Genomic DNA, 19728 nt, shown 5'->3' on the forward strand with positions numbered 1-19728 from the left:
CGACCCACTCGAACCTCGTGACCCATTGGAATCTTTGAAAGGAATGCCATGCCGACTGCCTATGAACCGCACCAGATTCTCGACAAGCAGGAGCTGTCGCTTTTCCAGTTGAGCCAGGCCGAGCAACAGGTCGGCGCATTGCCTGTCAAGGAGCGCCGTCGCCTGCTGCAAAAAGCACGCAACCTGCGCGACCGCGCGCGTACCAAATATGTCAAGCAGGTGGCCCACACCCGCATGCTGACAGGCAGCAAGCGGGGCTACGGTGGAGCGGCCAACGAGCGCTCGCGCGCCAAGGCAGCGCTGCTGACGCAGGCCGTGCAGTCGCTGCAGCAACTGTAAATACCCACAAGGGCAACAGCACAGGCGCAGCGCCTGTTGCCTGCAGCACGCCGAGGCCGACCGACTGCTGCCGGGCTACTTGCGGGCCTCGGTCAGCATGCGCAGGGCAAGGCCTGCCAGCACGGTGCCCATCAACCAGCGCTGAATCTGTATCCAGCTGGGGCGCTGCGCCAGAAACACGGCGATGGAGCCTGCCAGCATTGCGATGGCGGCATTCACGCTGACGCTGATCACAATCTGGGTGAAACCCAACACCATCGACTGCGAAAAGACGCTGCCATTCACGGGGCTGATGAACTGGGGCAGCAGCGACAGGTACATCACAGCGATCTTGGGATTGAGCAGGTTGGTTAGAAAGCCCATGGCAAACAGTTTTCGCGGGCTGTCCTGCGGCAGTTGCCGCACTTCGAACGGCGAGCGCCCTCCGGGTTTGACGGCTTGCCACGCCAGATACAGCAAATACAGTGCACCACCAATGCGCAGCGCATCATAGGCAAATGGGATGGCCATCACGATGGCGGTGATGCCCAGGGCCGCGCACACCATGTAGAACACGAAGCCCAGTGCCACACCGCCCAGGGAGATCAGGCCTGCGGTGCGCCCCTGGCAGATGGAGCGCGAGATCAGGTAGACCATGTTGGGCCCTGGTGTCAGCACCATGCCCAGTGAGATGAGGCCAAAGGCCAGCCAGTTGTTGAAGTCAGGCATCGTCAATACTTTCCCGCAAGGGTGGAGGGCAAGCCGCACATTGCAAGCCGCGCATCAGGTGCTGCGCGGCGATCCCACATCATAGGCGCGCAGGTTTCTGTCACCAATCTCCAGCGCAGGCCATGCGGCGCGCCAGGCCTGGATGTGGCTGGATGCGAAATGTGCATCCAGCGCGGCCTGGTCACTCCACAACTCCTTCACATGGATCAAGCCCGGCTCCAGCACATCTTCGCCGTAGCTGTACTCCAGGCACCCGGCTTCGGCACGCGAGGCCTGCACCATCGCCCGCATCGCAGGTCTGGCGCGTTCCAGATTGGCGGAGGGCAGTCGAACGGTGCCAACAATCAACAGCATGGGGTTTCCTTTCGGAGAAACGGGTCAAAAGAACAATTGGCGGGCTCGGGAAGGTGGCAGGCCAGCGCCGATGCTGCCGTCAGCGCAACCAGCCCGGCACCTGGGTTTCCAGCAACTGGGGTACGGTATCGGCTGCGGTCCACAGCACCGCCAGCTGTTCCCATTCGGCGGCCCAGCGCTGGGCGTCCTCGCGGCCCATGCCGATGACGAGAAAGCCCGGCTCGGCGGGCCAGCCGTTGGCAGGGTGCTGGGCCACGGTGGGCAGTGCCGCGTAGCCGGCGGCGCCCAGGGCGCGGCCCAGTTGGGCATGGCGCTCGATGTTTTCGTCCTTGTCCAGCAATTCGCCCATCGGGTTGAAGGCGGTGATCAGGCACGCGCAATCGGTCTGGTGCTGCAGATAGATGGCCGCGAGCGCAGGCTGGGCCTGGCCCACCTGCAAGCCAAAGGGCGCCTGGTGCAGTACGTGGTACTGGGTTTCTTCAAAGGCCTTGCGCAGTGCGGGCGAGAGGGTGGTCATAGTTTGATAGCTGCCAGCGCTTGCAGGGTAAGCGATGGCGGCATATTCCATTGAAAATCACGGCAGGGGGCCAGCCTGTGCCAGCCAGGGTCGCCATCGTAGCGGCTTGCCGACGTCCGACTAGCCCGGCAGAGTTTTCCATAAAGGCGACACGAAATTCGTGTGATCGGAGACAATACCCGCTTCGCCTGCACTTGGTATCTTGTCCCGAACAAGCCAGGTGCTCTTATTTTGTCTTTCTCTTTGCGTTGTTGGACACCATGAAAAAACGTTCCTTCGTTGCCACCCTGGCGCTGTCTGCCCTGCTTGCCGCTTGCAGCAAGAATGAAGCTCCCAAGCCTGCGGCAGAAACGCCGGCACCAGCGCCTGCACCGGTCGCTGCTGTGGCTTCCAAGCTGGTGGTGGGCCTGGACGACAACTTCCCGCCCATGGGTTTCCGTGACGAGAAGAACGAAATCGTGGGTTTTGACATCGACATGGCCCGCGAAGCGGCCAAGCGCGCAGGCATCGAAGTGGAATTCAAGCCCATCGACTGGAACGCCAAGGAAGCCGAGTTGCTGGGCAAGCGCGTGGATGCGCTGTGGAACGGCCTGACGATTCTGGAAGAGCGCAAGGAAAAGATCCTGTTCACCGATCCGTACATGGTCAACAAGCAGATCATCATCGTGAAGGCTGGCTCGCCCATCAAGACCAAGGCCGACATGGCCGGCAAGGTGGTGGGCGCCCAGGAAGGCTCCAGCGCCGTGACGGCGATGGAAAAGGACAAGGATCTGTCGTCCAAGTTCAAGGAAACCAAGCTGTTTGGAGACAACATTGCTGCGCTGATGGACGTGGAAGCCGGTCGCCTGGATGTGGTGGTGGTGGACGAGGTGGTAGGACGCTACCTGGTCAACAAGAAGCCTGACAACTACGTGGTGCTGGCAGACGACTTTGGCACGGAAGACTACGGCGTGGGCTTCCGCAAGGACGACGAGGCCACCCGCAACAAGATCAACGACGTGCTGGGCGAGATGAAGAAGGACGGCAAGGCCGAAGAGATCGCCAAGAAGTGGTTTGGCGCGGACGTGATCAAGCACTGATAGCGGATTGCTGGGCGCACACCGCGCCTTGCTGGTGCAAGAAATCTGCAAAAAACATAGCTGGTAGCGCGCAGCCATATTGGTTCATTGGCACGGAAGCCATTGAAGTTCAATGTGGATGAGCGCCACCAGCTCTCTTTTTGATAGAAGTGTGTGGCGGCGAGATGCGCCGCACACCGTCAGGCATACGGCGCGCGAGGCAGGGCGCCACCTGAGGGCATGCGATGGATTATGTAATTTCACTTCTGGGGCCGCTGTCCAATGGCGCCCTGGTGACTCTCAAGCTGTTTGTCATCACCCTGGTGCTGTCGGTGCCGCTGGGCCTGGCATTGGCGCTGGCGCGCATCTCGCCCTTCAAATGGCTCTCGCGCCTGGTCGAGGGCTACATCTGGCTGATGCGCGGCACGCCCTTGATGCTGCAGTTGCTGTTCATCTACTTTGCGCTGCCGTTCGTGCCGGTGGTCGGCGTTCGCCTGCCCGATTTTCCTGCGGCCGTGGTGGCGTTTGCGCTCAACTATGCAGCCTACTTTGCCGAAATCTTCCGCGCCGGTATCCAGAGTGTGGACCGTGGTCAGTACGAAGGCGCCAAGGTGCTGGGCCTGTCGTATGGCCAGACCATGCGCCGCATCGTGCTGCCGCAGATGATCCGCACCATCCTGCCGCCAGTCAGCAACGAAACCATCACCCTGGTCAAGGACACCTCGCTGATCTACGTGCTGGCACTGAACGACCTGCTGCGCGCTGCGCGCGGCATCGTGCAGCGCGATTTCACCACCACGCCTTTCGTGGTGGCTGCGGCCTTCTATCTCATCATGACCCTGGTGCTGACCTGGGGCTTCAACCGTTTGGAGAAACGCTATGCCAAGTACGACGCTTGATTTCACCCAGGCAGGCGTCATGGTGCAGGCCCGTGGCATCCACAAGGCCTTCGGCGGTGCCGAAGTGCTCAAGGGCGTGTCGCTCGATATCCACAAGGGCGAGGTCGTGGCGGTGATCGGGCCGTCGGGCTCGGGCAAGAGCACATTCCTGCGCTGCCTGAACCACCTGGAGGTGATCGATTCCGGCTCCGTCGTGGTGGGCGGTGCCACCCTGGTGCAGAACAATGCCCAGGGCGTGGCGCAGTACGTGCCCGACGCCGAACTGCGCCCCATTCTGCGCCGCATGGGCATGGTGTTTCAGTCGTTCAACCTGTTCCCGCACCTGACGGTGCTGGAAAACATCATCGAGGCGCCGATGATCGTCAAGGGCCTGACGCGCGACCAGATCATGCCCAAGGCGCAGGCGCTGCTGCGCAAGGTGGGTCTGTCGGAAAAGGCCGATGCCTACCCCGCTCGTCTGTCGGGCGGCCAGAAGCAGCGCGTGGCCATTGCGCGCGCGCTGGCCATGGAGCCGGACATCATGCTGTTCGACGAGCCAACCTCCGCGCTGGACCCCGAACTGACCGGCGAAGTGCTGCGCACCATGCGCGAGCTGGCTGAAGAGCACATGACCATGCTGGTGGTCACGCACGAAATGGGCTTTGCCCGTGAAGTGGCCAATACCGTGGTGTTCATGGACCAGGGCGAGCTGATCGAAGCCAAGCAGGCGAGGGCCTTTTTTGAGGAATGCAGCCATCCACGCATCCGGTCGTTCCTGGAAAACATGCTCTGAGCGAGCGAAAGAGAATGCTCCAGCGCGCAGAAAAGTGCTGCCGGAGTGGCCGATATTGATCTCAAGCGCCCGACAGATGGGCGCTTTTTGCTATTGAAAATGCAATTTTCATAGCAGTGCCGTAGGCCGATGGCGCAGGGCTGCCGCACTGCAGCAAATCGTGCAACTGCCGCGCCAATAGCCTGCGGCGGCAAGGGGCCTCCACTGGCAAAGTGGTGATGTGATGCTATAAATACATGCGTGAATGTTTGTTGCAAATGTTGCCGCCAGAGGGTTGCTGCGTTCACCAATTGACGACAATGAGGATGACGGCGATCACGTATGATGATCAAGCCGGTTCCATCCGGTTTTTCTATGCCATCTACCGCTTCCACACCACTCGCAGAGCTACGCAACGTCACCTTTGGATATGGCGACCGCACCATCCTGCGCGATGTGTCGCTGACGATTCCGCGCGGCAAGGTGACTGCACTGATGGGGGCGTCCGGCGGCGGAAAAACCACAATCCTGCGGCTGATTGGCGGCCAGGTGCGCGCCCAGGCTGGCGAAGTGCTGGTGGGCGGGCAGGATGTGGGTGCGATGAACCAGGCCCAGCTGTATGCAGCACGGCGCCGCATGGGCATGCTGTTCCAGTTTGGCGCGCTGTTCACCGACATGAGCGTGTTCGAGAACGTGGCGTTTCCGCTGCGCGAGCACACCGATCTGGCAGAACCGCTGATCCGCGACATCGTGCTGATGAAACTGCAGGCCGTGGGCCTGCGCGGCGCGCGCGATCTGATGCCCTCGCAGATATCGGGTGGCATGGCGCGACGCGTGGCGCTGGCGCGGGCGATTGCGCTTGATCCCGAATTCATCATGTATGACGAGCCCTTTGCCGGGCTGGACCCGATTTCGCTGGGCACCTCGGCGCAGCTGATCCGTGAACTCAACGATGCCATGGGGCTGACGACCATCATCGTCTCGCACGATGTCGAAGAAACATTCAAGCTGGCCGATCAGGTGATCATCCTGGGCCCGGGCGTGGTGGCCGCGCAAGGTTCGCCCGACGAGGTCCGGGCCAGCACCGATCCGCTGGTGCACCAGTTTGTGGGAGCGCTGCCACAGGGCCCGGTGCCTTTTCACGTTCCAGGGCCCAGCATGGAAGAAGACTTCGGGGCAGCCAGGAAAGGGGGCCGCTGATGCGTTGGTGGCATCCTTCAGATATTGGTTTTGCACTGCGCAGCAAGGCGGTGGGCGTGGGCGAGGCCACGCGGCTGCTGCTGCGTCTGGTGGCCGCGCTGGGCTATGTGCTCAAGCGCCCGGCGCTGCTGCGCGACCAGATTCACTTTCTGGGCAATTATTCGCTCGCCATCATCGGCGTCTCGGGCCTGTTCGTGGGCTTTGTGCTGGGCCTGCAGGGCTACTACATCCTGCAGCGCTACGGCTCGACCGAAGCCGTGGGCATGATGGTGGCACTGACCCTGCTGCGCGAACTCGGGCCCGTGGTGACCGCCTTGCTGTTTGCCGGGCGTGCCGGCACGGCACTCACGGCCGAAATCGGACTGATGAAAGCCGGCGAGCAGCTGTCTGCCATGGAGATGATGGCGGTTGACCCGGTCGAGCGCATCCTGGCACCGCGTTTCTGGGCGGGCCTCATCACCATGCCTTTGCTGGCGGCCGTGTTCAGCGCAGTGGGCGTGATCGGCGGCTGGATCGTGGGCGTGCTGATGCTCAATATCGACGGCGGCGCCTTCTGGGGCCAGATGCAGAACGGTGTCGATGTGCTGACCGATCTGGGCAATGGCGTCATCAAGAGCTTCGTGTTCGGTGTGACGGTGACCTTTGTGGCGCTGCTGCAAGGCTACGTGGCCAAGCCCACGCCTGAGGGCGTGTCGCGCGCCACCACGCGCACGGTGGTGATGGCGTCGCTGGCAGTGCTGGCGCTGGATTTCCTGCTCACCGCAACCATGTTCAGCATTTGATGCTATAGAAAATAGAGTGACAAGAAACGGATTTGCATATGCAACCCTCTAAAACCGATTTTTGGGTCGGCCTGTTCGTGATGCTGGGAGCTGCCGCGCTGGTGTTTCTGGCGCTCAAGGCAGGCAATCTGCTGACCCTGGATTTCAGCAAGGGCTATGAGGTCACTGCCCGCTTCGATAACATTGGCGGCCTCAAGCCGCAGGCGGCGGTGCGCAGCGCTGGCGTCAAGGTGGGCAAGGTCAAGAACATCACGTTCAATGACAAGACCTTCCAGGCCGATGTGCACCTGGAGTTGAACAACGGCTATGCCTTTCCCAAGGACAGTTCGTTCAAGATCCTGACCAGCGGCCTGCTGGGCGACCAGTATGTGGGTGTCGAGCCGGGCTATGACGAGAAAGCCCTTGCTGCTGGTGACACCATCACCAACACCCAGTCGGCGGTGGTGCTGGAAAATCTGATTGGCCAGTTCCTGTATGGCAAGGCCTCGGAAGGCGCGAGCACCAAGCCACAAGAATGATTCTAGAAATAACAAGAGAACAACGATGACCAAGACGCAAACCCGATTTGGCGCGCGCCGCAGCTGGCTGATGGCTGGGGCGCTGGGTGCCAGTGCCCTGATGGCCGGCTGTGCCACCGGCCCCAATGCCGACCCCCGCGACCCGCTGGAGCCCTACAACCGTGCGGTGTTCAAGTTCAATGATGCGCTGGACAACGCGGTGCTGGAGCCTGTGGCCACCGGCTACAAGGACATCACGCCCAAGCCCGTGCGCACAGCTGTGACCAATTTCTTTTCCAACCTGGGCGATCTGTGGTCTGTCGTCAACAACGCCTTGCAGCTCAAGGGTGAGGGCACCTACAACAGCGTGGTGCGCTTTACCACCAACACGGTGTTTGGCCTCGGTGGCCTGATCGACATCGCCTCGGACATGGACATCGAGCGCCGCAAGCAGGATTTTGGCCTGACCATGGCGCATTACGGCATGCCTGCGGGCGCCTACATCGTCTGGCCGCTGCTCGGCCCTTCGTCGGTGCGTGATTCGGTGGGCTTTGTCGTGGACTGGCAAGGCGATCCCGTTGGCTACGTCAACGACATAGGCGCGCGCAACTCCATCTATGCGTTGCGCGTCGTCAACACCCGCGCCAACCTGCTGGGCACCACTTCGCTGGTGGAGGCTGCAGCACTCGACAAGTACAGCTTTACCCGCGATGCCTACCTGCAGTTGCGCCACCGTGCCGCAACGCCTGACGAGGTGGAGGACGAGACGCAGTGGATGAACGAATCCGCTGCCGAACCGACCCCGATGGGCAAGGTGTTCAAGAAGTAAGACATAAACATTTACACCAGACACACGCCGGATTGAACTTCTCCGTCGGCGTTCGCGTCAAAAATGCACTCGTCTGCACATGCAGAAGGCTGCTTGAAAGGAATGGACATGATGAATCGTCGCGCATGGGTGCAATACTCTGCCGCATGGGCTGCGGTGGCGTGCCTCGCAGGAACGCCGCTGGCAGCGAGCGCGGCCGACATGGCACCCGACGCCATGATCAAGCAACTGTCTGAACAGGTGCTGAACACCCTGAAGACCGACCAGAGCATCCGCGCTGGCGATGTGAGCAAGATCACCTCCTACGTCGACAGCGTGGTGATGCCCAATGTGGATTTCCGCCGCATGATGGCTTCTGCCGTCGGCCCCAAGTGGCGCACTGCCACCGCAGCCCAGCAGCAGCAGTTGCAGGACGAGTTCAAGAAGCTGATGGTCAACACCTATGCGGGCGCCCTGCACCAGGTGAGCGACCAGACCATCAGCGTCAAGCCCGTGCGCATGCAAGAGGGCGACAAGGAAGTGGTGGTGCGCTCCGAAATCCTGGGCCGTGGCGACCCGATTCAGCTCGACTACCGACTGGAAAAGACACCGGGCCAGGGCATGGGCTGGAAAATCTACAACCTGAATGTGCTGGGCATCTGGATGGTCGAGACCTACCGCAACCAGTTCCAGCAGGAGTTGAACAAGCCCGGTGGCAGCATCCAGACACTGATCGACTCCATTGCGGCCCGCAACACGGCCAACGCGGGCAAGTAAGGCATGACTGTGCTTCGGCTGCCATCCACCCTCACCAACGCCCAGGCCACCGCCTGCCTGCAGCAATTGCAGGCGGGCCTGGCACAGTTGCCAGCAGGCAGCGCAGCGGTGGTGGATGCCAGCGCGCTGGCGGTCTTCGATTCTGCGGCGCTCGCCGTATTGCTGGAATGCCGGCGCACGGCGCTTGCCGCAGGCCAGACTTTTCAGGTGGCGGGCCTGCCGTCAGCCGCCGCATCGCTGGCGCGCCTCTATGGCGTCGAGGGCATGCTGCAGGCGGCATAAGCCTGCGGCGGGCTGCGCGTAAAGCGCCCCTGTTGCATCTTTCTCCCCAGTTCAGCAGCCCGCGCGCGCTGCGCCTACAATGGCTGGCTCATGTCCGCCATCGCCTTCCAATCCGTCTCCAAGGTCTACCAGACCGCCAAGGGTCCTTTCCAGGCATTGAATAACGTCAACCTCGATATCGAGGAAGGCGAATTCTTTGGCCTGCTCGGTCCCAATGGTGCTGGCAAGACGACCATGATCAGCATTCTGGCGGGCCTGGCCCGCGCCAGTGGCGGCTCCGTCAAGGTGCTCGGCAGCGACGTGCGGGAGGACTATGCCAATGCCCGCCGCAAGCTGGGTATCGTGCCGCAGGAGCTGGTGTTTGATCCCTTCTTCAACGTGCGCGAGTCGCTGCGCATCCAGTCCGGCTACTTCGGTGTCAAAAACAACGATGCCTGGATTGACGAATTGCTGGAGAGCCTGGGCCTGGCCGACAAGGCCAATGCCAACATGCGCCAGCTCTCGGGCGGCATGAAGCGCCGTGTGCTGGTGGCGCAGGCGCTGGTGCACAAACCGCCCATCATCGTGCTCGACGAGCCCACGGCGGGTGTGGATGTGGAATTGCGCCAGACCCTGTGGCAGTTTGTCAGCAAGCTCAACAAGCAGGGCCACACGGTGCTGCTCACCACCCATTACCTGGAAGAGGCCGAGGCCCTGTGCAACCGCATCGCGATGCTGCGCTCGGGCCATATCGTTGCGCTCTCCACCATGGCCGAGTTGCTGCAGGGCGGCTCGTCCAATGTGCTGCAGTTCAAGACCGATGCGCTGCTGCCTGCCGATCTGGCTGCGCAGGCACGCATCACCGGCCGCATCGTGCAGTTGCCCGCTGCCAGCGCGGCCGATGTGGAGCGCATTCTGGCGCAGTTGCGCAGCGTGGGCGTGCCCGTGGAAGACCTGGAGATCCGCCGCGCGGACCTGGAGGATGTGTTCTTGCAAGTGATGTCCCGCGATGCCGCATCCCCCCACGCCACTGCCCAGCTGGGCCAGGGGGTGGCGCGATGAACGGCTGGCAAACCCTGTTCTACAAAGAGGTGCTGCGCTTCTGGAAGGTGAGCTTCCAGACCATCGCGGCACCGGTGCTGACCGCCGTGCTGTACCTGCTGATCTTCGGCCACGTGCTGCAAGGCCGGGTGACGGTGTTCAATGACGTCAGCTACACCGCATTCCTGGTGCCCGGCCTCGTGATGATGAGCCTGCTGCAGAACGCATTTGCCAACAGCTCATCGAGCCTCGTGCAAAGCAAGATCATGGGCAGCCTGGTGTTCGTGCTGCTCACGCCGCTGTCGCACTGGGGCTGGTTCTTTGCCTTTGTGGGCGCGGCCGTGGTGCGCGGCCTGGCGGTGGGTGTGGGCGTGTACGTGGTGACCTTGTTCTTCGCACCACCGCATTTTGCGTCGCTGCCCTGGGCTCTGATGTTTGCCGTGCTGGGCGCTGCGCTCATGGGCACGCTGGGCCTGATTGCCGGGCTGTGGGCCGACAAGTTCGACCAGATGGCTGCGTTCCAGAACTTCGTCATCGTGCCGATGACCTTCCTCTCGGGCGTGTTCTATTCCATCCAGTCGCTGCCACCGTTCTGGCAGAAGGTCAGCCACCTCAACCCGTTCTTCTACATGATCGACGGCTTCCGCTACGGCTTTTTCGGCCAGAGCGATACCTCGCCGTGGCTGAGCCTGGGCATTGTGGGCGTGGCATGGCTGCTGGTGAGCGCACTGGCTGTGCATCTGCTGCGCACGGGCTACAAAATCAGAAACTGAAATGACTGCTGACGAACTCCAAAACATCATTGCCGCAGGCCTGGCCTGCGACCATATCGCGCTGGAAGGCGATGGCCGCCACTGGTTTGCCACCATCGTCTCGCCCGCGTTTGAAGGCAAGCGCCTGATCCAGCGCCACCAGCTGGTCTACGCTACGCTGGGCCAGAAAATGCACACCGACGAGGTGCATGCCCTGTCGATGAAGACCCTCACGCCCGCCGAGTGGGCGGCGCAATCGGTTTAATACTATTGTTTTGATAGCTGCTGGCGCGCATCCACTATGCGCTGATGGCTGGTTTCATTCAAAATCAGCAGCGAAAGTGCTTCCATGGACAAGAACACCATGATCACCCTGGCCCTCTCCAAGGGCCGCATCTTTGACGAAACGCTGCCCCTGCTGGCCGCCGCTGGCATTGAGGTGCTGGAAGACCCGGAAAAGTCGCGCAAGCTGATTTTTCCCACCACCCAGCCCGATGTGCAGGTGGTGCTGGTGCGCGCCACCGATGTGCCCACCTATGTGCAGTATGGCGGCGCCGATGCCGGTGTGACCGGCAAGGACACCTTGCTGGAGCATGGCGGCAGCGGCCTGTTCCAGCCGCTGGACCTGCAGATTGCCAAGTGCCGCGTGAGCGTGGCTGTGCGCAACGATTTTGACTACGAGCAGGCCGTCAAGCGTGGTGCCCGCCTGCGCGTGGCCACCAAGTACACCGAGATCGCGCGCGAGTTCTTTGCCAACAAGGGCGTACACGTCGACCTGATCAAGCTCTACGGCAGCATGGAGCTGGCGCCGCTCACGGGCCTGGCCGATGCCATCGTCGATCTGGTGAGCACCGGCAACACACTCAAGGCCAACAACCTCAAGGAGGTCGAACACATCATTGATATCAGCTCGCACCTGGTGGTCAACCAGGCCGCGCTCAAGCTCAAGCAGCAGCGCCTGCGCCATATCATCGATGTGTTTGCGGCAGGCATTGCCAAAAACAACTGATCCCTCCCTCGGCCATCCGGTCGGTTGCCGTCTTCGCTGCATCTCGATGCGCCAGACATGGAAAATGATGGACTTCACACCCTGGTGATTACTATGGAATTCGTAGCTGCTCCCGCCCGACTGTCAACTGTCAGTGCCACTTTTGAGCATGATTTTGCGCAGCGCCAGCATTGGTCGGCCGATACGGATGCAGCCATCGAGCAGCGCGTGGCAGACATCCTGGCCGATGTGCAAAAGCGCGGTGATGCGGCTGTGCTGGAGTACACCGCCCGCTTCGACGGCCTGCAGGCTGAGGGCATGGCTGCGCTGGAGCTCAAACAGGACGAACTCAAAGCGGCCTTCGAGGGCCTGCCCTCCGAGCAGCGCGAGGCCCTGGAATCGGCCGCACGCCGCGTGCGCAGCTACCACGAGGCGCAGAAGAAGGCCAATGGCGAAAGCTGGAGCTACCGCGACGAAGACGGCACGCTGCTGGGCCAGAAGGTCACGCCGCTGGACCGCGTGGGCATCTACGTGCCGGGTGGCAAGGCGGCCTATCCCTCCAGCGTGCTGATGAACGCCATCCCTGCCCATGTGGCGGGCGTGCAGGACATCATCATGGTCGTGCCAACGCCCAAGGGCGAAAAGAATGCGCTGGTGCTGGCCGCTGCCTATGTGGCGGGTGTGCACCGGGCCTTCACCATCGGCGGTGCCCAGGCCGTAGCGGCCCTGGCCTACGGCACGGCCACCATTCCCAAGGTGGACAAGATCACCGGCCCCGGCAACGCCTACGTGGCCAGCGCCAAGAAGCGCGTGTTCGGCATCGTGGGCATCGACATGATTGCCGGCCCCTCCGAGATCCTGGTGCTGGCCGACGGAACGACGCCGCCCGAGTGGGTAGCGATGGACCTGTTCAGTCAGGCCGAGCATGATGAGTTGGCGCAGTCCATTATGCTGTGTCCCGATGCCGCCTACATCGAGGCCGTGCAGCGCGAAATTGACCGCCTGCTGCCCGAGATGCCGCGCAAGGCCATCATCGCCAAGAGTCTGACTGACCGCGGCGCGCTGATCCTGACGCGCGATATGGAAGAGGCCTGCGCCATCTCCAACCGCATTGCCCCCGAGCACCTGGAAGTCTCCAGCAGCGACCCGCACCGGTGGGAGCCATTGCTGCGCCATGCAGGTGCGATCTTCCTGGGCGCCTACACCAGCGAAAGCCTGGGCGACTACTGCGCTGGCCCCAACCACGTGCTGCCCACCAGCGGCACGGCGCGCTTTTCGTCACCGCTGGGTGTGTACGACTTCCAGAAGCGCTCCAGCCTCATCGAAGTGAGCGAAGCCGGTGCACAGATTTTGGGTAAAACGGCCGCCGTACTCGCCTATGGCGAAGGCCTGCAGGGCCATGCCCGCGCGGCGGAGATGCGGCTGAAGCGTTAAAAGGCAGGCTTCTGCCTTGCTGCGTTGGATGGGATGCTGCAGCGGCGACATCCTGCCAGTGGTGCCTCCGTGCTGGCTGGCGTGTCCATTGAAATGTCCCAAGCCCTTGCTCGGATGTGCCATTTGGCGCGTACTTCTGCCCCAATACCTGTACCCAGTCTGGCAGCGGCTGTCTCTGGATGTTCAGCAGCCAGGATCACAGGCATCGTCCAATTGGTGGGGTTGGTGGGCCCGATTGAAAATCCGCTCCAGCGCCAACGCCTCTTCGGTGCTCAGGAGGGAAACGGGGTTGCCATCGCCATTGGTATCTGCCCAATCGGCGTACCCGCCAGCCCTTCCGTTCGGTGCCGACACCCGGTCACAGTAGTCGAGGCGTCCCTCGTAGTAGAAGATCCAGACGCGCCAGTCGCCCATCTCGTAGATGGCTTCCCCCTTGTAGGGAACGGGCCCTTCGGCAGTGATGGTGATCTCTGCCCGGAGGGCGCGCCGAAGATGCGCCACCACTTCCTGCGCCGACAAGGTATTGGTGTTTTTCATTGACCATCCATCATGCCTTGAATCCGTTCAAATCACGAACGCAGTCAGGCAAGGCCGCATGAATGTCTGAACCACCCGAAACGCCAGCAGCGGGGTCGGGTGGCTGGTTCAACGCCGCTCGCAGGCCGCAGGCACATAAGCCCGCCATTGCACCACCAGCGGTTGCTGCTTTTGTGCGCGCGGCCAGGGAATGCTCCAGGTGCCTTCCTGCATCCGCATATCGGGGCGGCTGCCCAGGTCTTGCAGAACGGCCACCTGCGCGGGCTCGCCGTCCTCCGCATCTTCCGGTCTCCATGCCCAGAGCGCACCATGGCGCTGCACGCGTTCGGCCGTCACCCACGGGGTAAAGCGCGGGTCACCAAAAAGCAGTACCGATGGCTGGCTGGGCGTGTGGATGGCAATCAAGCCAGCGGTCCATGCATCGCCGGCAACGGTGTCCAGCGGGCAGGTGGAGAGCTGGTTCCAGGTCTGGTCGGCCTGCTGGGCCAGGGCTGCGGCGGGCCAGTCGGAACGCACGGGGCGCTTGCGCCAGTCGTGTACGTAAGCCAGGTACGAGCCCGAGAGCAGCGAGATCAGCACCAGCCATACGGTGATGCCGCGCAGCAGGTAGGGGCGCATGCTGGCAAGCCAGGCCGCAGGCAGCAGGCTGGCCACCAGTAGGCCGGTGAAGGGCCAGATGGGCACGCCCCACATGTCACGCAGGCGCACTCCGGCCACCAGGCCCACCAGTACCAGCAGCAGGCCCGGGGCCAGAGCGATCAGCAGCAGGTAACGCGGCTGGCTGCTGTGGATGTGCCAGCCCGATTGCGCAGGTGGCAGCTGCTTGGTGAATCGGGTTCGCGCCCAGGCGAACAGCACCACCAGCAGGAGCGGCAGGTGATTGAGCATCTGGGTCAGCAGAAAGGACAGGGCTCCCATCTGCGGCGATGTACCGACCTTGGCAGTGCGTCCCCGCGCATAGGCAAAAGGCAGCCAGTCGTTCTGATGCAGCCAGAGGGCATGCGGGGAAAAGACGAGCGCCATGGCCACAATGGCCAGCCACGGGCCGGGCCGGCGCAGCACGCTGCGCGCTGGTGTCAGTACGGTGAAAAGGGCCAGGCATGTCAGCAGCAGGCCGATGGAATACTTGCACAGCAGCCCCACGCCCGCCATCACGCCCAGGGCCAGCCACTGGCGCAGCTTGCCGTCCTGCCAGGCGGCGAGGTAGAAGTAGCAGATGCCCGCCCAGAAAGGCATCTGCGCGATGTTGTGGTTGAACTCCAGCGCAGGCCGGGTGTAGAAGACCACGCCCATGGTCAGCACGGTGCCGATCAGTGCGCGGTCGCGCGAGACGAGGCGGCAGGCCGTGAGCCACACCAGCCACAGCGTCAGGCCCACGCACAGCTGGCTCAGGATAAAGGGCCCGAAACGGCCAAACACCACCCAGAACACATGCAGCGCAATAGGGGGCAGCGGTGGGTGCTTGTAGGTGCCCCATTGCCATTCCCGGCCCCAGCCCAGGCTCTCCACAATATCCAGCGGAAAGCTGGGTGCAAGAAAAGGCGGCACGAGCGACCAGGCCAGCGCATAGATGACGGCGACCCAGAAAAGGGCACGCGGCAGGGGGGGCGACGGCAGAGAGGCGCTGGTCATGAGAGCTTGAGCAAAATCAAATAGCGGGTGAACGGGTCATGCAGGGGCACACTGTAAACGCTCCGGACCGCATTGGTGGCCTGGATCGACAGCGGTTGTTGGCGGTCTGGCTACGGGCTGGGGTCGCGAGTAGGCGCTTTCAGCACGGCAGACAGCTGGGCCAGGGCCTCGTCACAGGGCGCGCGCAGCTTGAAATCCAGCTCGGCATCGGCTCGCGTGGCGCCCAGGTTGATAGCTGCCACCGGCAACCCCTGCTGTTTGGCCGCATGCACAAAGCGCAGTCCGGAATAGACCATGAGCGAGCTGCCAACCACCAGCAGGGCGCGGCTGGCACCGAGTTGCTCCATCGCATATTGCTTGCGGGCAAGCGGCACATTCTCGCCGTAAAACACCACATGGGGCTTGAGAATGCCACCGCACACCGGGCAGGCAGGTACCGCAAAGGCCGAAAAATCCACGCCGCTCAGGTCGGCATCGCCATCCGGCGCGGCAGGCGCGCTGTGGTGATGCCAATGCGGGTTGGCGGCCACCAGTGCATGTTGAAAAGCGGCACGTGGGCTGATGGTGCCGCAGCCCATGCAGATGACCTCGTCGAGGCGGCCGTGCAGATCCACCACATTGCGGCTGCCTGCCTGCTGGTGCAGGCCATCAACATTCTGCGTGATGACGGCTTGCACAAAGCCTGCGTGCTCCAGTTGCGCAAGCGCCTGGTGCGCAAGATTGGGCCACGCCTGTGAAAAAACCGGCCAGCCTGCCAGGCTACGCGCCCAGTAGCGCTGGCGCGTTGTGGCATGTGCCATGAAGTCCTGGAAATTGACCGGGGCGGGGCGCTTCCATGCACCGTGCTCGTCACGGTAGTCGGGAATTCCGCTGCCGGTGCTGATGCCGGCCCCGGTAAGCACCGTCCAGGGATGGTGGCGGGTCAGCACGGCGGTCAGATCCTGCAGCGTGCAGGAGAAGGGTGTGGGAGAGGTGATCGACATGGGAGGCACTACAGATGGCCGCCATCATGGCATGGGCCGAAAGCCTGGGTGAACGGGTCGGCGGGGTCGTAATTCAATACACGAATTTCGTGTGACACGAAATTCGTGTAAACTTCGATCCATGAAGAATTTGACCATCACCGTGGAAGACAGTGTGCTGGAGTGGGCGCGCGTAGAGGCGGCCCGCCGGGGTACCAGTGTTTCGCGCATGGTGGGCGACTTCATGGCCGAGATGAAGCAGCGCGAAGACACCTACGAGCGGGCCTACCTCGCCTGGCGTACCGACGAGCGCACCTGGCAGGGCGGCGCTGGCGCTGATGGTGCTCCTGAAAAGGAAGCGCGCAGTGTAAAACTGGTGCGCGCTGACGGCCAAAATGGCAGAAATAACCCCAGCGGCAAGAAGGAGCAGGCATGAGCACGGTGTTTGTGGACACCTCGGTCCTGATCGCGTCCGAAAACGTATCGGACGGCGCGCTGTACGAGGCCACCCTGGGCTGGCTCGACTGGCTCTGGCGCACACGCACGGGCCGCACCGGCAACCAGGCCCTCACCGAGTTCTATGACCAGGTCACCACCGCCGCCAACCCCATGCCTCAGGGCGATGCCCGGGCTGCCATTCGCCGCTACCAGACCTGGACGCCATGGAAGACTGATGCCGCCACGCTGGAAACGGCTTGGGCCGTACAGGCCCGCCATGCCCTGGATTTTGGCGACTGTCTGGCTGTGGCCTGCGCCCAGCACAGCGGCTGCAGCCACATGCTCAGCCTGCACCTGCCCCACGGTGCAGAGTTTGGCGGCGTGACTGTGCTGCACCCGCTGCTGCAGTCTGCCCCCCAAGAAGAGAAGGCGTAAGCGCCGTCCAAACTGGTCAACCCGTGCCCTGTGTGAAAGACTCCATCCCATGACCGTTCCAGACACCCCGTCCAAAGCCCTGCAACGCATTCGCGCCGATGTGCGCGCCATGCAGGGCTACCATGTGCAGGCCTCGCAAGGCTTGCTGAAGATGGACACGATGGAGAACCCGTACCGCCTGCCTTCCGAGCTGCAAAAGCAGCTGGGCGAGCGCCTGGGTGCGCTCGAAATCAACCGCTACCCGGGCGAGCGCCAGGAAGTGCTGAAGAACATGCTGGCCACCTATGCAGGCGCGCCTGCGGGCTCGGTCGTGCTGCTGGGCAATGGTTCAGACGAACTCATCACCCTGCTGGCGCTGGCTACTGCGCAGCCTGCCCAGGGCGGCCGCGCCACCATGCTCGCGCCGATGCCCGGCTTTGTCATGTACCCGCTGTCGGCCAAGCTGCAGGGGCTGGACTTCATCGGTGTCGATCTGACGGCCGATTTTGACCTGGACGTGCCCGCCATGCAGGCGGCGATTGCCACCCGCCAGCCTGCAATCACCTACCTCGCCTATCCAAACAACCCCACGGCCACGCTGTGGGATGAAGACAAGGTGCAGGCCATCATCGATGCGGTGGCGCAGGTGGGAGGCCTGGTGGTGATGGACGAGGCCTACCAGCCCTTTGCCTGCCGCAGCTGGATCACCCGCATGCAGGCCGAGCCGCAGCGCAATGCGCATGTGCTGCTGATGCGCACGCTCTCCAAGTTTGGCCTGGCCGGTGCGCGCCTGGGCTACCTGATCGGGCCTGCGGCCATCGTGAACGAGCTGGACAAGGTGCGTCCCCCCTACAACGTGAGCGTGCTCAATTGCGAAGCTGCTATCTTTGCGCTGGAGCACGAGGCGCTGTACGCGGAGCAGGCCGCTGCCATCCGCGCTGAACGCCAGCCGCTGATCGATGCGCTGGAGGCCATCGCCGGTGTCGAAAAAGTCTGGCCGTCCGAGGCGAACATGGTGCTGCTGCGCGTGCGCGATGCAGGCCGGGCACAGGCCGAGATGAAGGCGCGTGGCGTGCTGGTGAAGAATGTCTCTGCCATGCACCCCTTGTTGAACAACTGCCTGCGCCTGACCGTGGGTACCCGCGAAGAAAACGCCCAGATGCTGGCGGCATTGAAAGAAAGCCTATGAGCAATATCATCCCCTCTGCAGCCCAACCACTGCCCCGCATTGCCGAGGTGCAGCGCAACACGGCAGAGACGCGCATCGCCGTGCGTGTCAACCTTGACGGTACCGGCAAGGCACGCCTTCACTCCGGCATCGGGTTTCTCGACCACATGCTCGACCAGATTGCCCGTCACGGCCTGATCGATCTGGACATCGAATGCGCAGGTGATCTGCACATTGACGGACATCACACAGTCGAAGACATCGGTATCACCCTGGGCCAGGCCTTTGCCAAGGCCGTGGGCGACAAGAAAGGCATCCGCCGATACGGCCACGCCTATGTGCCGCTGGACGAAGCGCTCTCGCGCGTGGTGATCGACTTCTCGGGCCGCCCCGGCCTGCACATGGAGGTCAAGTTCACCGCAGGCAGCATCGGCCAGCTCGACACGCAGCTGGTGTACGAATTCTTCCAGGGGTTTGTGAACCATGCGGGCGTTACCCTGCACATCGACAACCTCAAGGGTTTCAACGCCCACCACCAATGTGAAACCATCTTCAAGGCCTTTGCGCGTGCGCTACGCTTTGCGCTGGAGCATGATGAGCGCATGGCTGGCGTCATCCCTTCCACCAAGGGTGCTCTCTAAATGAAGGCGTGCAGCAATTGCTGCATATAGTTTTCAATGTGAATTCATTCTGAAATCCCCTATCAAAAAGCGGTAGCTGCTATGAATTTGAAGGACAACACCGTGGCGGTGGTCGATTACGGCATGGGCAACCTGCGCTCGGTATCGCAGGCGGTGCAGGCCGCCGCAGCCGGCTCGGCGGTGCAGGTCGTGGTCACCTCGGACCCGGACGTGGTGCGCGCTGCCACCCGTATCGTGCTGCCCGGTCAGGGCGCCATTCGCGATTGCATGGCCGAACTCCGGGCCTCCGGCCTGCAGGAGAGCGTGCTCGAAGCTGCGGCCACCAAGCCGCTGTTTGGCGTGTGCGTGGGCATGCAGATGCTGCTCGACCACAGCGAAGAAGGCGATACGCCGGGCCTGGGCCTGATTGCCGGACAGGTGAGAAAGTTTCAGCTGGCGGGCCGCCTGCAGGCAGATGGCAGCCGCTTCAAGGTGCCGCAGATGGGCTGGAACCAGGTGCGCCAGGAAACCCCGGCGGGCAAGCCGCACCCGGTCTGGCAAGGGGTGCCTGACGAATCGTATTTCTACTTCGTGCACAGCTTCTATGCCGAGCCCGCAGAGGCCAGCCAATGCCATGGCACGGCCGAGTATGGCGAGCGCTTTGCATGTGCGATTGGCCGCGATAATATTTTTGCGACACAATTCCACCCAGAAAAGAGTGCGGACCAGGGCCTGGCGCTGTACCGCAACTTCCTGCACTGGAATCCCTAAGCCTTTTCCTCAATCCTTTT

The 19728-nt window shown here is 62.5% G+C and carries 26 protein-coding genes; 20 read left to right on the forward strand and 6 right to left on the reverse strand.

The window, feature by feature from the left end:
* The first annotated feature begins 48 nt into the window (after nt 1-48).
* The gene (locus ABIE32_RS07600; RefSeq protein WP_224150222.1) at nt 49-339 is read left to right on the forward strand and encodes a hypothetical protein; all 291 of its coding nucleotides are present in this window, start codon (nt 49-51) and stop codon (nt 337-339) included.
* Nucleotides 340-414: 75 nt separating this feature from the next.
* Here ABIE32_RS07600 and ABIE32_RS07605 read toward each other — a convergent pair whose 3' ends face one another.
* The 3 genes from ABIE32_RS07605 to ABIE32_RS07615 all read right to left on the reverse strand — a co-directional run bounded on the left by ABIE32_RS07605 (nt 415) and on the right by ABIE32_RS07615 (nt 1918).
* Nucleotides 415-1047: a LysE family translocator gene (locus ABIE32_RS07605; protein WP_224150221.1), complete on the reverse strand. Its 633-nt coding sequence runs from the start codon at nt 1045-1047 to the stop codon at nt 415-417.
* 54 nt (nt 1048-1101) lie between these two features.
* Complete coding sequence (locus ABIE32_RS07610) at nt 1102-1401, reverse strand: putative quinol monooxygenase (protein ID WP_429015057.1); 300 nt, start codon at nt 1399-1401, stop codon at nt 1102-1104.
* A 79-nt stretch (nt 1402-1480) separates the two neighbouring features.
* On the reverse strand, nt 1481-1918 hold the full coding sequence (locus ABIE32_RS07615; RefSeq protein ID WP_224150219.1) for a DUF3293 domain-containing protein: 438 nt from the start codon (nt 1916-1918) through the stop codon (nt 1481-1483).
* Between the two features lie 260 nt (nt 1919-2178).
* Here ABIE32_RS07615 and ABIE32_RS07620 point away from each other — a divergent pair, with 260 nt between their 5' ends.
* From ABIE32_RS07620 to hisD, 14 genes are all read left to right on the forward strand, one after another.
* Complete coding sequence (locus tag ABIE32_RS07620; protein ID WP_224150218.1) at nt 2179-2997, forward strand: amino acid ABC transporter substrate-binding protein; 819 nt, start codon at nt 2179-2181, stop codon at nt 2995-2997.
* 224 nt (nt 2998-3221) lie between these two features.
* Entirely contained in the window at nt 3222-3875 is a 654-nt protein-coding gene (locus ABIE32_RS07625; RefSeq protein ID WP_224150217.1) for an amino acid ABC transporter permease, read from the forward strand.
* Complete coding sequence (locus ABIE32_RS07630; protein WP_429015060.1) at nt 3856-4647, forward strand: amino acid ABC transporter ATP-binding protein; 792 nt, start codon at nt 3856-3858, stop codon at nt 4645-4647. Before ABIE32_RS07625 ends, ABIE32_RS07630 begins: the two co-directional genes overlap by 20 nt.
* Before the next feature lie 354 nt (nt 4648-5001).
* Nucleotides 5002-5826 carry an ABC transporter ATP-binding protein gene (locus tag ABIE32_RS07635; protein WP_224150216.1) on the forward strand — a complete coding sequence of 275 codons (825 nt, stop codon included), beginning with the start codon at nt 5002-5004 and terminating at the stop codon, nt 5824-5826.
* Nucleotides 5826-6608, forward strand: coding sequence for a lipid asymmetry maintenance ABC transporter permease subunit MlaE (mlaE, locus tag ABIE32_RS07640; protein ID WP_429015062.1), 783 nt, complete (start codon nt 5826-5828; stop codon nt 6606-6608). The genes ABIE32_RS07635 and mlaE overlap by 1 nt, the downstream gene beginning before the upstream one ends.
* 38 nt (nt 6609-6646) lie before the next feature.
* Nucleotides 6647-7126, forward strand: coding sequence for an outer membrane lipid asymmetry maintenance protein MlaD (mlaD, locus tag ABIE32_RS07645; RefSeq protein WP_224150214.1), 480 nt, complete (start codon nt 6647-6649; stop codon nt 7124-7126).
* A gap of 25 nt (nt 7127-7151) precedes the next feature.
* A complete protein-coding gene (locus tag ABIE32_RS07650; protein ID WP_377780217.1) occupies nt 7152-7934 on the forward strand; it encodes an MlaA family lipoprotein in 783 nt (260 codons plus the stop codon).
* Nucleotides 7935-8042: 108 nt separating this feature from the next.
* Nucleotides 8043-8690: an MlaC/ttg2D family ABC transporter substrate-binding protein gene (locus tag ABIE32_RS07655; protein WP_429015063.1), complete on the forward strand. Its 648-nt coding sequence runs from the start codon at nt 8043-8045 to the stop codon at nt 8688-8690.
* A 3-nt stretch (nt 8691-8693) separates the two neighbouring features.
* Nucleotides 8694-8972, forward strand: coding sequence for an STAS domain-containing protein (locus ABIE32_RS07660; protein ID WP_429015065.1), 279 nt, complete (start codon nt 8694-8696; stop codon nt 8970-8972).
* A gap of 90 nt (nt 8973-9062) precedes the next feature.
* Nucleotides 9063-10013, forward strand: a complete 951-nt coding sequence (locus tag ABIE32_RS07665) for an ABC transporter ATP-binding protein (RefSeq protein ID WP_224150212.1) — start codon at nt 9063-9065, stop codon at nt 10011-10013.
* Nucleotides 10010-10765 (forward strand): ABC transporter permease, encoded by a 756-nt coding sequence (locus ABIE32_RS07670; RefSeq protein ID WP_224150211.1) that lies wholly within the window; start codon nt 10010-10012, stop codon nt 10763-10765. Before ABIE32_RS07665 ends, ABIE32_RS07670 begins: the two co-directional genes overlap by 4 nt.
* Nucleotide 10766: 1 nt before the next feature.
* Nucleotides 10767-11009, forward strand: a complete 243-nt coding sequence (locus tag ABIE32_RS07675) for a BolA family protein (RefSeq protein ID WP_224150210.1) — start codon at nt 10767-10769, stop codon at nt 11007-11009.
* Nucleotides 11010-11108: 99 nt separating this feature from the next.
* Nucleotides 11109-11753, forward strand: coding sequence for an ATP phosphoribosyltransferase (hisG, locus tag ABIE32_RS07680; protein WP_184707169.1), 645 nt, complete (start codon nt 11109-11111; stop codon nt 11751-11753).
* Nucleotides 11754-11846: 93 nt separating this feature from the next.
* Nucleotides 11847-13166: a histidinol dehydrogenase gene (hisD, locus tag ABIE32_RS07685; RefSeq protein WP_429015068.1), complete on the forward strand. Its 1320-nt coding sequence runs from the start codon at nt 11847-11849 to the stop codon at nt 13164-13166.
* A 183-nt stretch (nt 13167-13349) separates the two neighbouring features.
* On the opposite strand, the gene ABIE32_RS07690 is transcribed toward hisD, so the two are convergent.
* The 3 genes from ABIE32_RS07690 to ABIE32_RS07700 all read right to left on the reverse strand — a co-directional run bounded on the left by ABIE32_RS07690 (nt 13350) and on the right by ABIE32_RS07700 (nt 16318).
* Nucleotides 13350-13703 (reverse strand): DUF7693 family protein, encoded by a 354-nt coding sequence (locus ABIE32_RS07690; RefSeq protein ID WP_429015070.1) that lies wholly within the window; start codon nt 13701-13703, stop codon nt 13350-13352.
* Nucleotides 13704-13811: 108 nt separating this feature from the next.
* Nucleotides 13812-15335, reverse strand: a complete 1524-nt coding sequence (locus ABIE32_RS07695; RefSeq protein ID WP_429015072.1) for a glycosyltransferase family 39 protein — start codon at nt 15333-15335, stop codon at nt 13812-13814.
* Between the two features lie 110 nt (nt 15336-15445).
* A complete protein-coding gene (locus ABIE32_RS07700; RefSeq protein WP_429015074.1) occupies nt 15446-16318 on the reverse strand; it encodes an NAD-dependent protein deacetylase in 873 nt (290 codons plus the stop codon).
* A gap of 121 nt (nt 16319-16439) precedes the next feature.
* Here ABIE32_RS07700 and ABIE32_RS07705 point away from each other — a divergent pair, with 121 nt between their 5' ends.
* The 5 genes from ABIE32_RS07705 (at nt 16440) to hisH (ending at nt 19708) form a co-directional block, all read left to right on the forward strand.
* Entirely contained in the window at nt 16440-16733 is a 294-nt protein-coding gene (locus ABIE32_RS07705; RefSeq protein ID WP_429015075.1) for a DUF6364 family protein, read from the forward strand.
* Nucleotides 16730-17170 carry a PIN domain-containing protein gene (locus ABIE32_RS07710; RefSeq protein ID WP_224150203.1) on the forward strand — a complete coding sequence of 147 codons (441 nt, stop codon included), beginning with the start codon at nt 16730-16732 and terminating at the stop codon, nt 17168-17170. The genes ABIE32_RS07705 and ABIE32_RS07710 overlap by 4 nt, the downstream gene beginning before the upstream one ends.
* Before the next feature lie 49 nt (nt 17171-17219).
* Nucleotides 17220-18338 carry a histidinol-phosphate transaminase gene (gene hisC, locus ABIE32_RS07715; protein ID WP_224150202.1) on the forward strand — a complete coding sequence of 373 codons (1119 nt, stop codon included), beginning with the start codon at nt 17220-17222 and terminating at the stop codon, nt 18336-18338.
* Complete coding sequence (hisB, locus tag ABIE32_RS07720) at nt 18335-18958, forward strand: imidazoleglycerol-phosphate dehydratase HisB (protein ID WP_224150201.1); 624 nt, start codon at nt 18335-18337, stop codon at nt 18956-18958. The genes hisC and hisB overlap by 4 nt, the downstream gene beginning before the upstream one ends.
* An 81-nt stretch (nt 18959-19039) precedes the next feature.
* Nucleotides 19040-19708 (forward strand): imidazole glycerol phosphate synthase subunit HisH, encoded by a 669-nt coding sequence (gene hisH, locus ABIE32_RS07725; RefSeq protein WP_429015077.1) that lies wholly within the window; start codon nt 19040-19042, stop codon nt 19706-19708.
* Nucleotides 19709-19728 lie beyond the last annotated feature (20 nt).

It is taken from the genome of Comamonas sp. 4034 (genome assembly GCF_050434545.1).
In the GTDB taxonomy this organism is placed as follows: domain Bacteria; phylum Pseudomonadota; class Gammaproteobacteria; order Burkholderiales; family Burkholderiaceae_C; genus Comamonas; species Comamonas odontotermitis.

What these genes read in the sequence shown, in the direction of transcription:
- ABIE32_RS07600 (WP_224150222.1), top strand. Translation starts at nt 49, where the DNA reads ATGCCGACTGCCTATGAACCGCACCAGATTCTCGACAAGCAGGAGCTG.
- ABIE32_RS07605 (WP_224150221.1), bottom strand. Translation starts at nt 1,047, where the DNA reads ATGCCTGACTTCAACAACTGGCTGGCCTTTGGCCTCATCTCACTGGGC.
- ABIE32_RS07610 (WP_429015057.1), bottom strand. Translation starts at nt 1,401, where the DNA reads ATGCTGTTGATTGTTGGCACCGTTCGACTGCCCTCCGCCAATCTGGAA.
- ABIE32_RS07615 (WP_224150219.1), bottom strand. Translation starts at nt 1,918, where the DNA reads ATGACCACCCTCTCGCCCGCACTGCGCAAGGCCTTTGAAGAAACCCAG.
- ABIE32_RS07620 (WP_224150218.1), top strand. Translation starts at nt 2,179, where the DNA reads ATGAAAAAACGTTCCTTCGTTGCCACCCTGGCGCTGTCTGCCCTGCTT.
- ABIE32_RS07625 (WP_224150217.1), top strand. Translation starts at nt 3,222, where the DNA reads ATGGATTATGTAATTTCACTTCTGGGGCCGCTGTCCAATGGCGCCCTG.
- ABIE32_RS07630 (WP_429015060.1), top strand. Translation starts at nt 3,856, where the DNA reads ATGCCAAGTACGACGCTTGATTTCACCCAGGCAGGCGTCATGGTGCAG.
- ABIE32_RS07635 (WP_224150216.1), top strand. Translation starts at nt 5,002, where the DNA reads ATGCCATCTACCGCTTCCACACCACTCGCAGAGCTACGCAACGTCACC.
- mlaE (WP_429015062.1), top strand. Translation starts at nt 5,826, where the DNA reads ATGCGTTGGTGGCATCCTTCAGATATTGGTTTTGCACTGCGCAGCAAG.
- mlaD (WP_224150214.1), top strand. Translation starts at nt 6,647, where the DNA reads ATGCAACCCTCTAAAACCGATTTTTGGGTCGGCCTGTTCGTGATGCTG.
- ABIE32_RS07650 (WP_377780217.1), top strand. Translation starts at nt 7,152, where the DNA reads ATGACCAAGACGCAAACCCGATTTGGCGCGCGCCGCAGCTGGCTGATG.
- ABIE32_RS07655 (WP_429015063.1), top strand. Translation starts at nt 8,043, where the DNA reads ATGATGAATCGTCGCGCATGGGTGCAATACTCTGCCGCATGGGCTGCG.
- ABIE32_RS07660 (WP_429015065.1), top strand. Translation starts at nt 8,694, where the DNA reads ATGACTGTGCTTCGGCTGCCATCCACCCTCACCAACGCCCAGGCCACC.
- ABIE32_RS07665 (WP_224150212.1), top strand. Translation starts at nt 9,063, where the DNA reads ATGTCCGCCATCGCCTTCCAATCCGTCTCCAAGGTCTACCAGACCGCC.
- ABIE32_RS07670 (WP_224150211.1), top strand. Translation starts at nt 10,010, where the DNA reads ATGAACGGCTGGCAAACCCTGTTCTACAAAGAGGTGCTGCGCTTCTGG.
- ABIE32_RS07675 (WP_224150210.1), top strand. Translation starts at nt 10,767, where the DNA reads ATGACTGCTGACGAACTCCAAAACATCATTGCCGCAGGCCTGGCCTGC.
- hisG (WP_184707169.1), top strand. Translation starts at nt 11,109, where the DNA reads ATGATCACCCTGGCCCTCTCCAAGGGCCGCATCTTTGACGAAACGCTG.
- hisD (WP_429015068.1), top strand. Translation starts at nt 11,847, where the DNA reads ATGGAATTCGTAGCTGCTCCCGCCCGACTGTCAACTGTCAGTGCCACT.
- ABIE32_RS07690 (WP_429015070.1), bottom strand. Translation starts at nt 13,703, where the DNA reads ATGAAAAACACCAATACCTTGTCGGCGCAGGAAGTGGTGGCGCATCTT.
- ABIE32_RS07695 (WP_429015072.1), bottom strand. Translation starts at nt 15,335, where the DNA reads ATGACCAGCGCCTCTCTGCCGTCGCCCCCCCTGCCGCGTGCCCTTTTC.
- ABIE32_RS07700 (WP_429015074.1), bottom strand. Translation starts at nt 16,318, where the DNA reads ATGTCGATCACCTCTCCCACACCCTTCTCCTGCACGCTGCAGGATCTG.
- ABIE32_RS07705 (WP_429015075.1), top strand. Translation starts at nt 16,440, where the DNA reads ATGAAGAATTTGACCATCACCGTGGAAGACAGTGTGCTGGAGTGGGCG.
- ABIE32_RS07710 (WP_224150203.1), top strand. Translation starts at nt 16,730, where the DNA reads ATGAGCACGGTGTTTGTGGACACCTCGGTCCTGATCGCGTCCGAAAAC.
- hisC (WP_224150202.1), top strand. Translation starts at nt 17,220, where the DNA reads ATGACCGTTCCAGACACCCCGTCCAAAGCCCTGCAACGCATTCGCGCC.
- hisB (WP_224150201.1), top strand. Translation starts at nt 18,335, where the DNA reads ATGAGCAATATCATCCCCTCTGCAGCCCAACCACTGCCCCGCATTGCC.
- hisH (WP_429015077.1), top strand. Translation starts at nt 19,040, where the DNA reads ATGAATTTGAAGGACAACACCGTGGCGGTGGTCGATTACGGCATGGGC.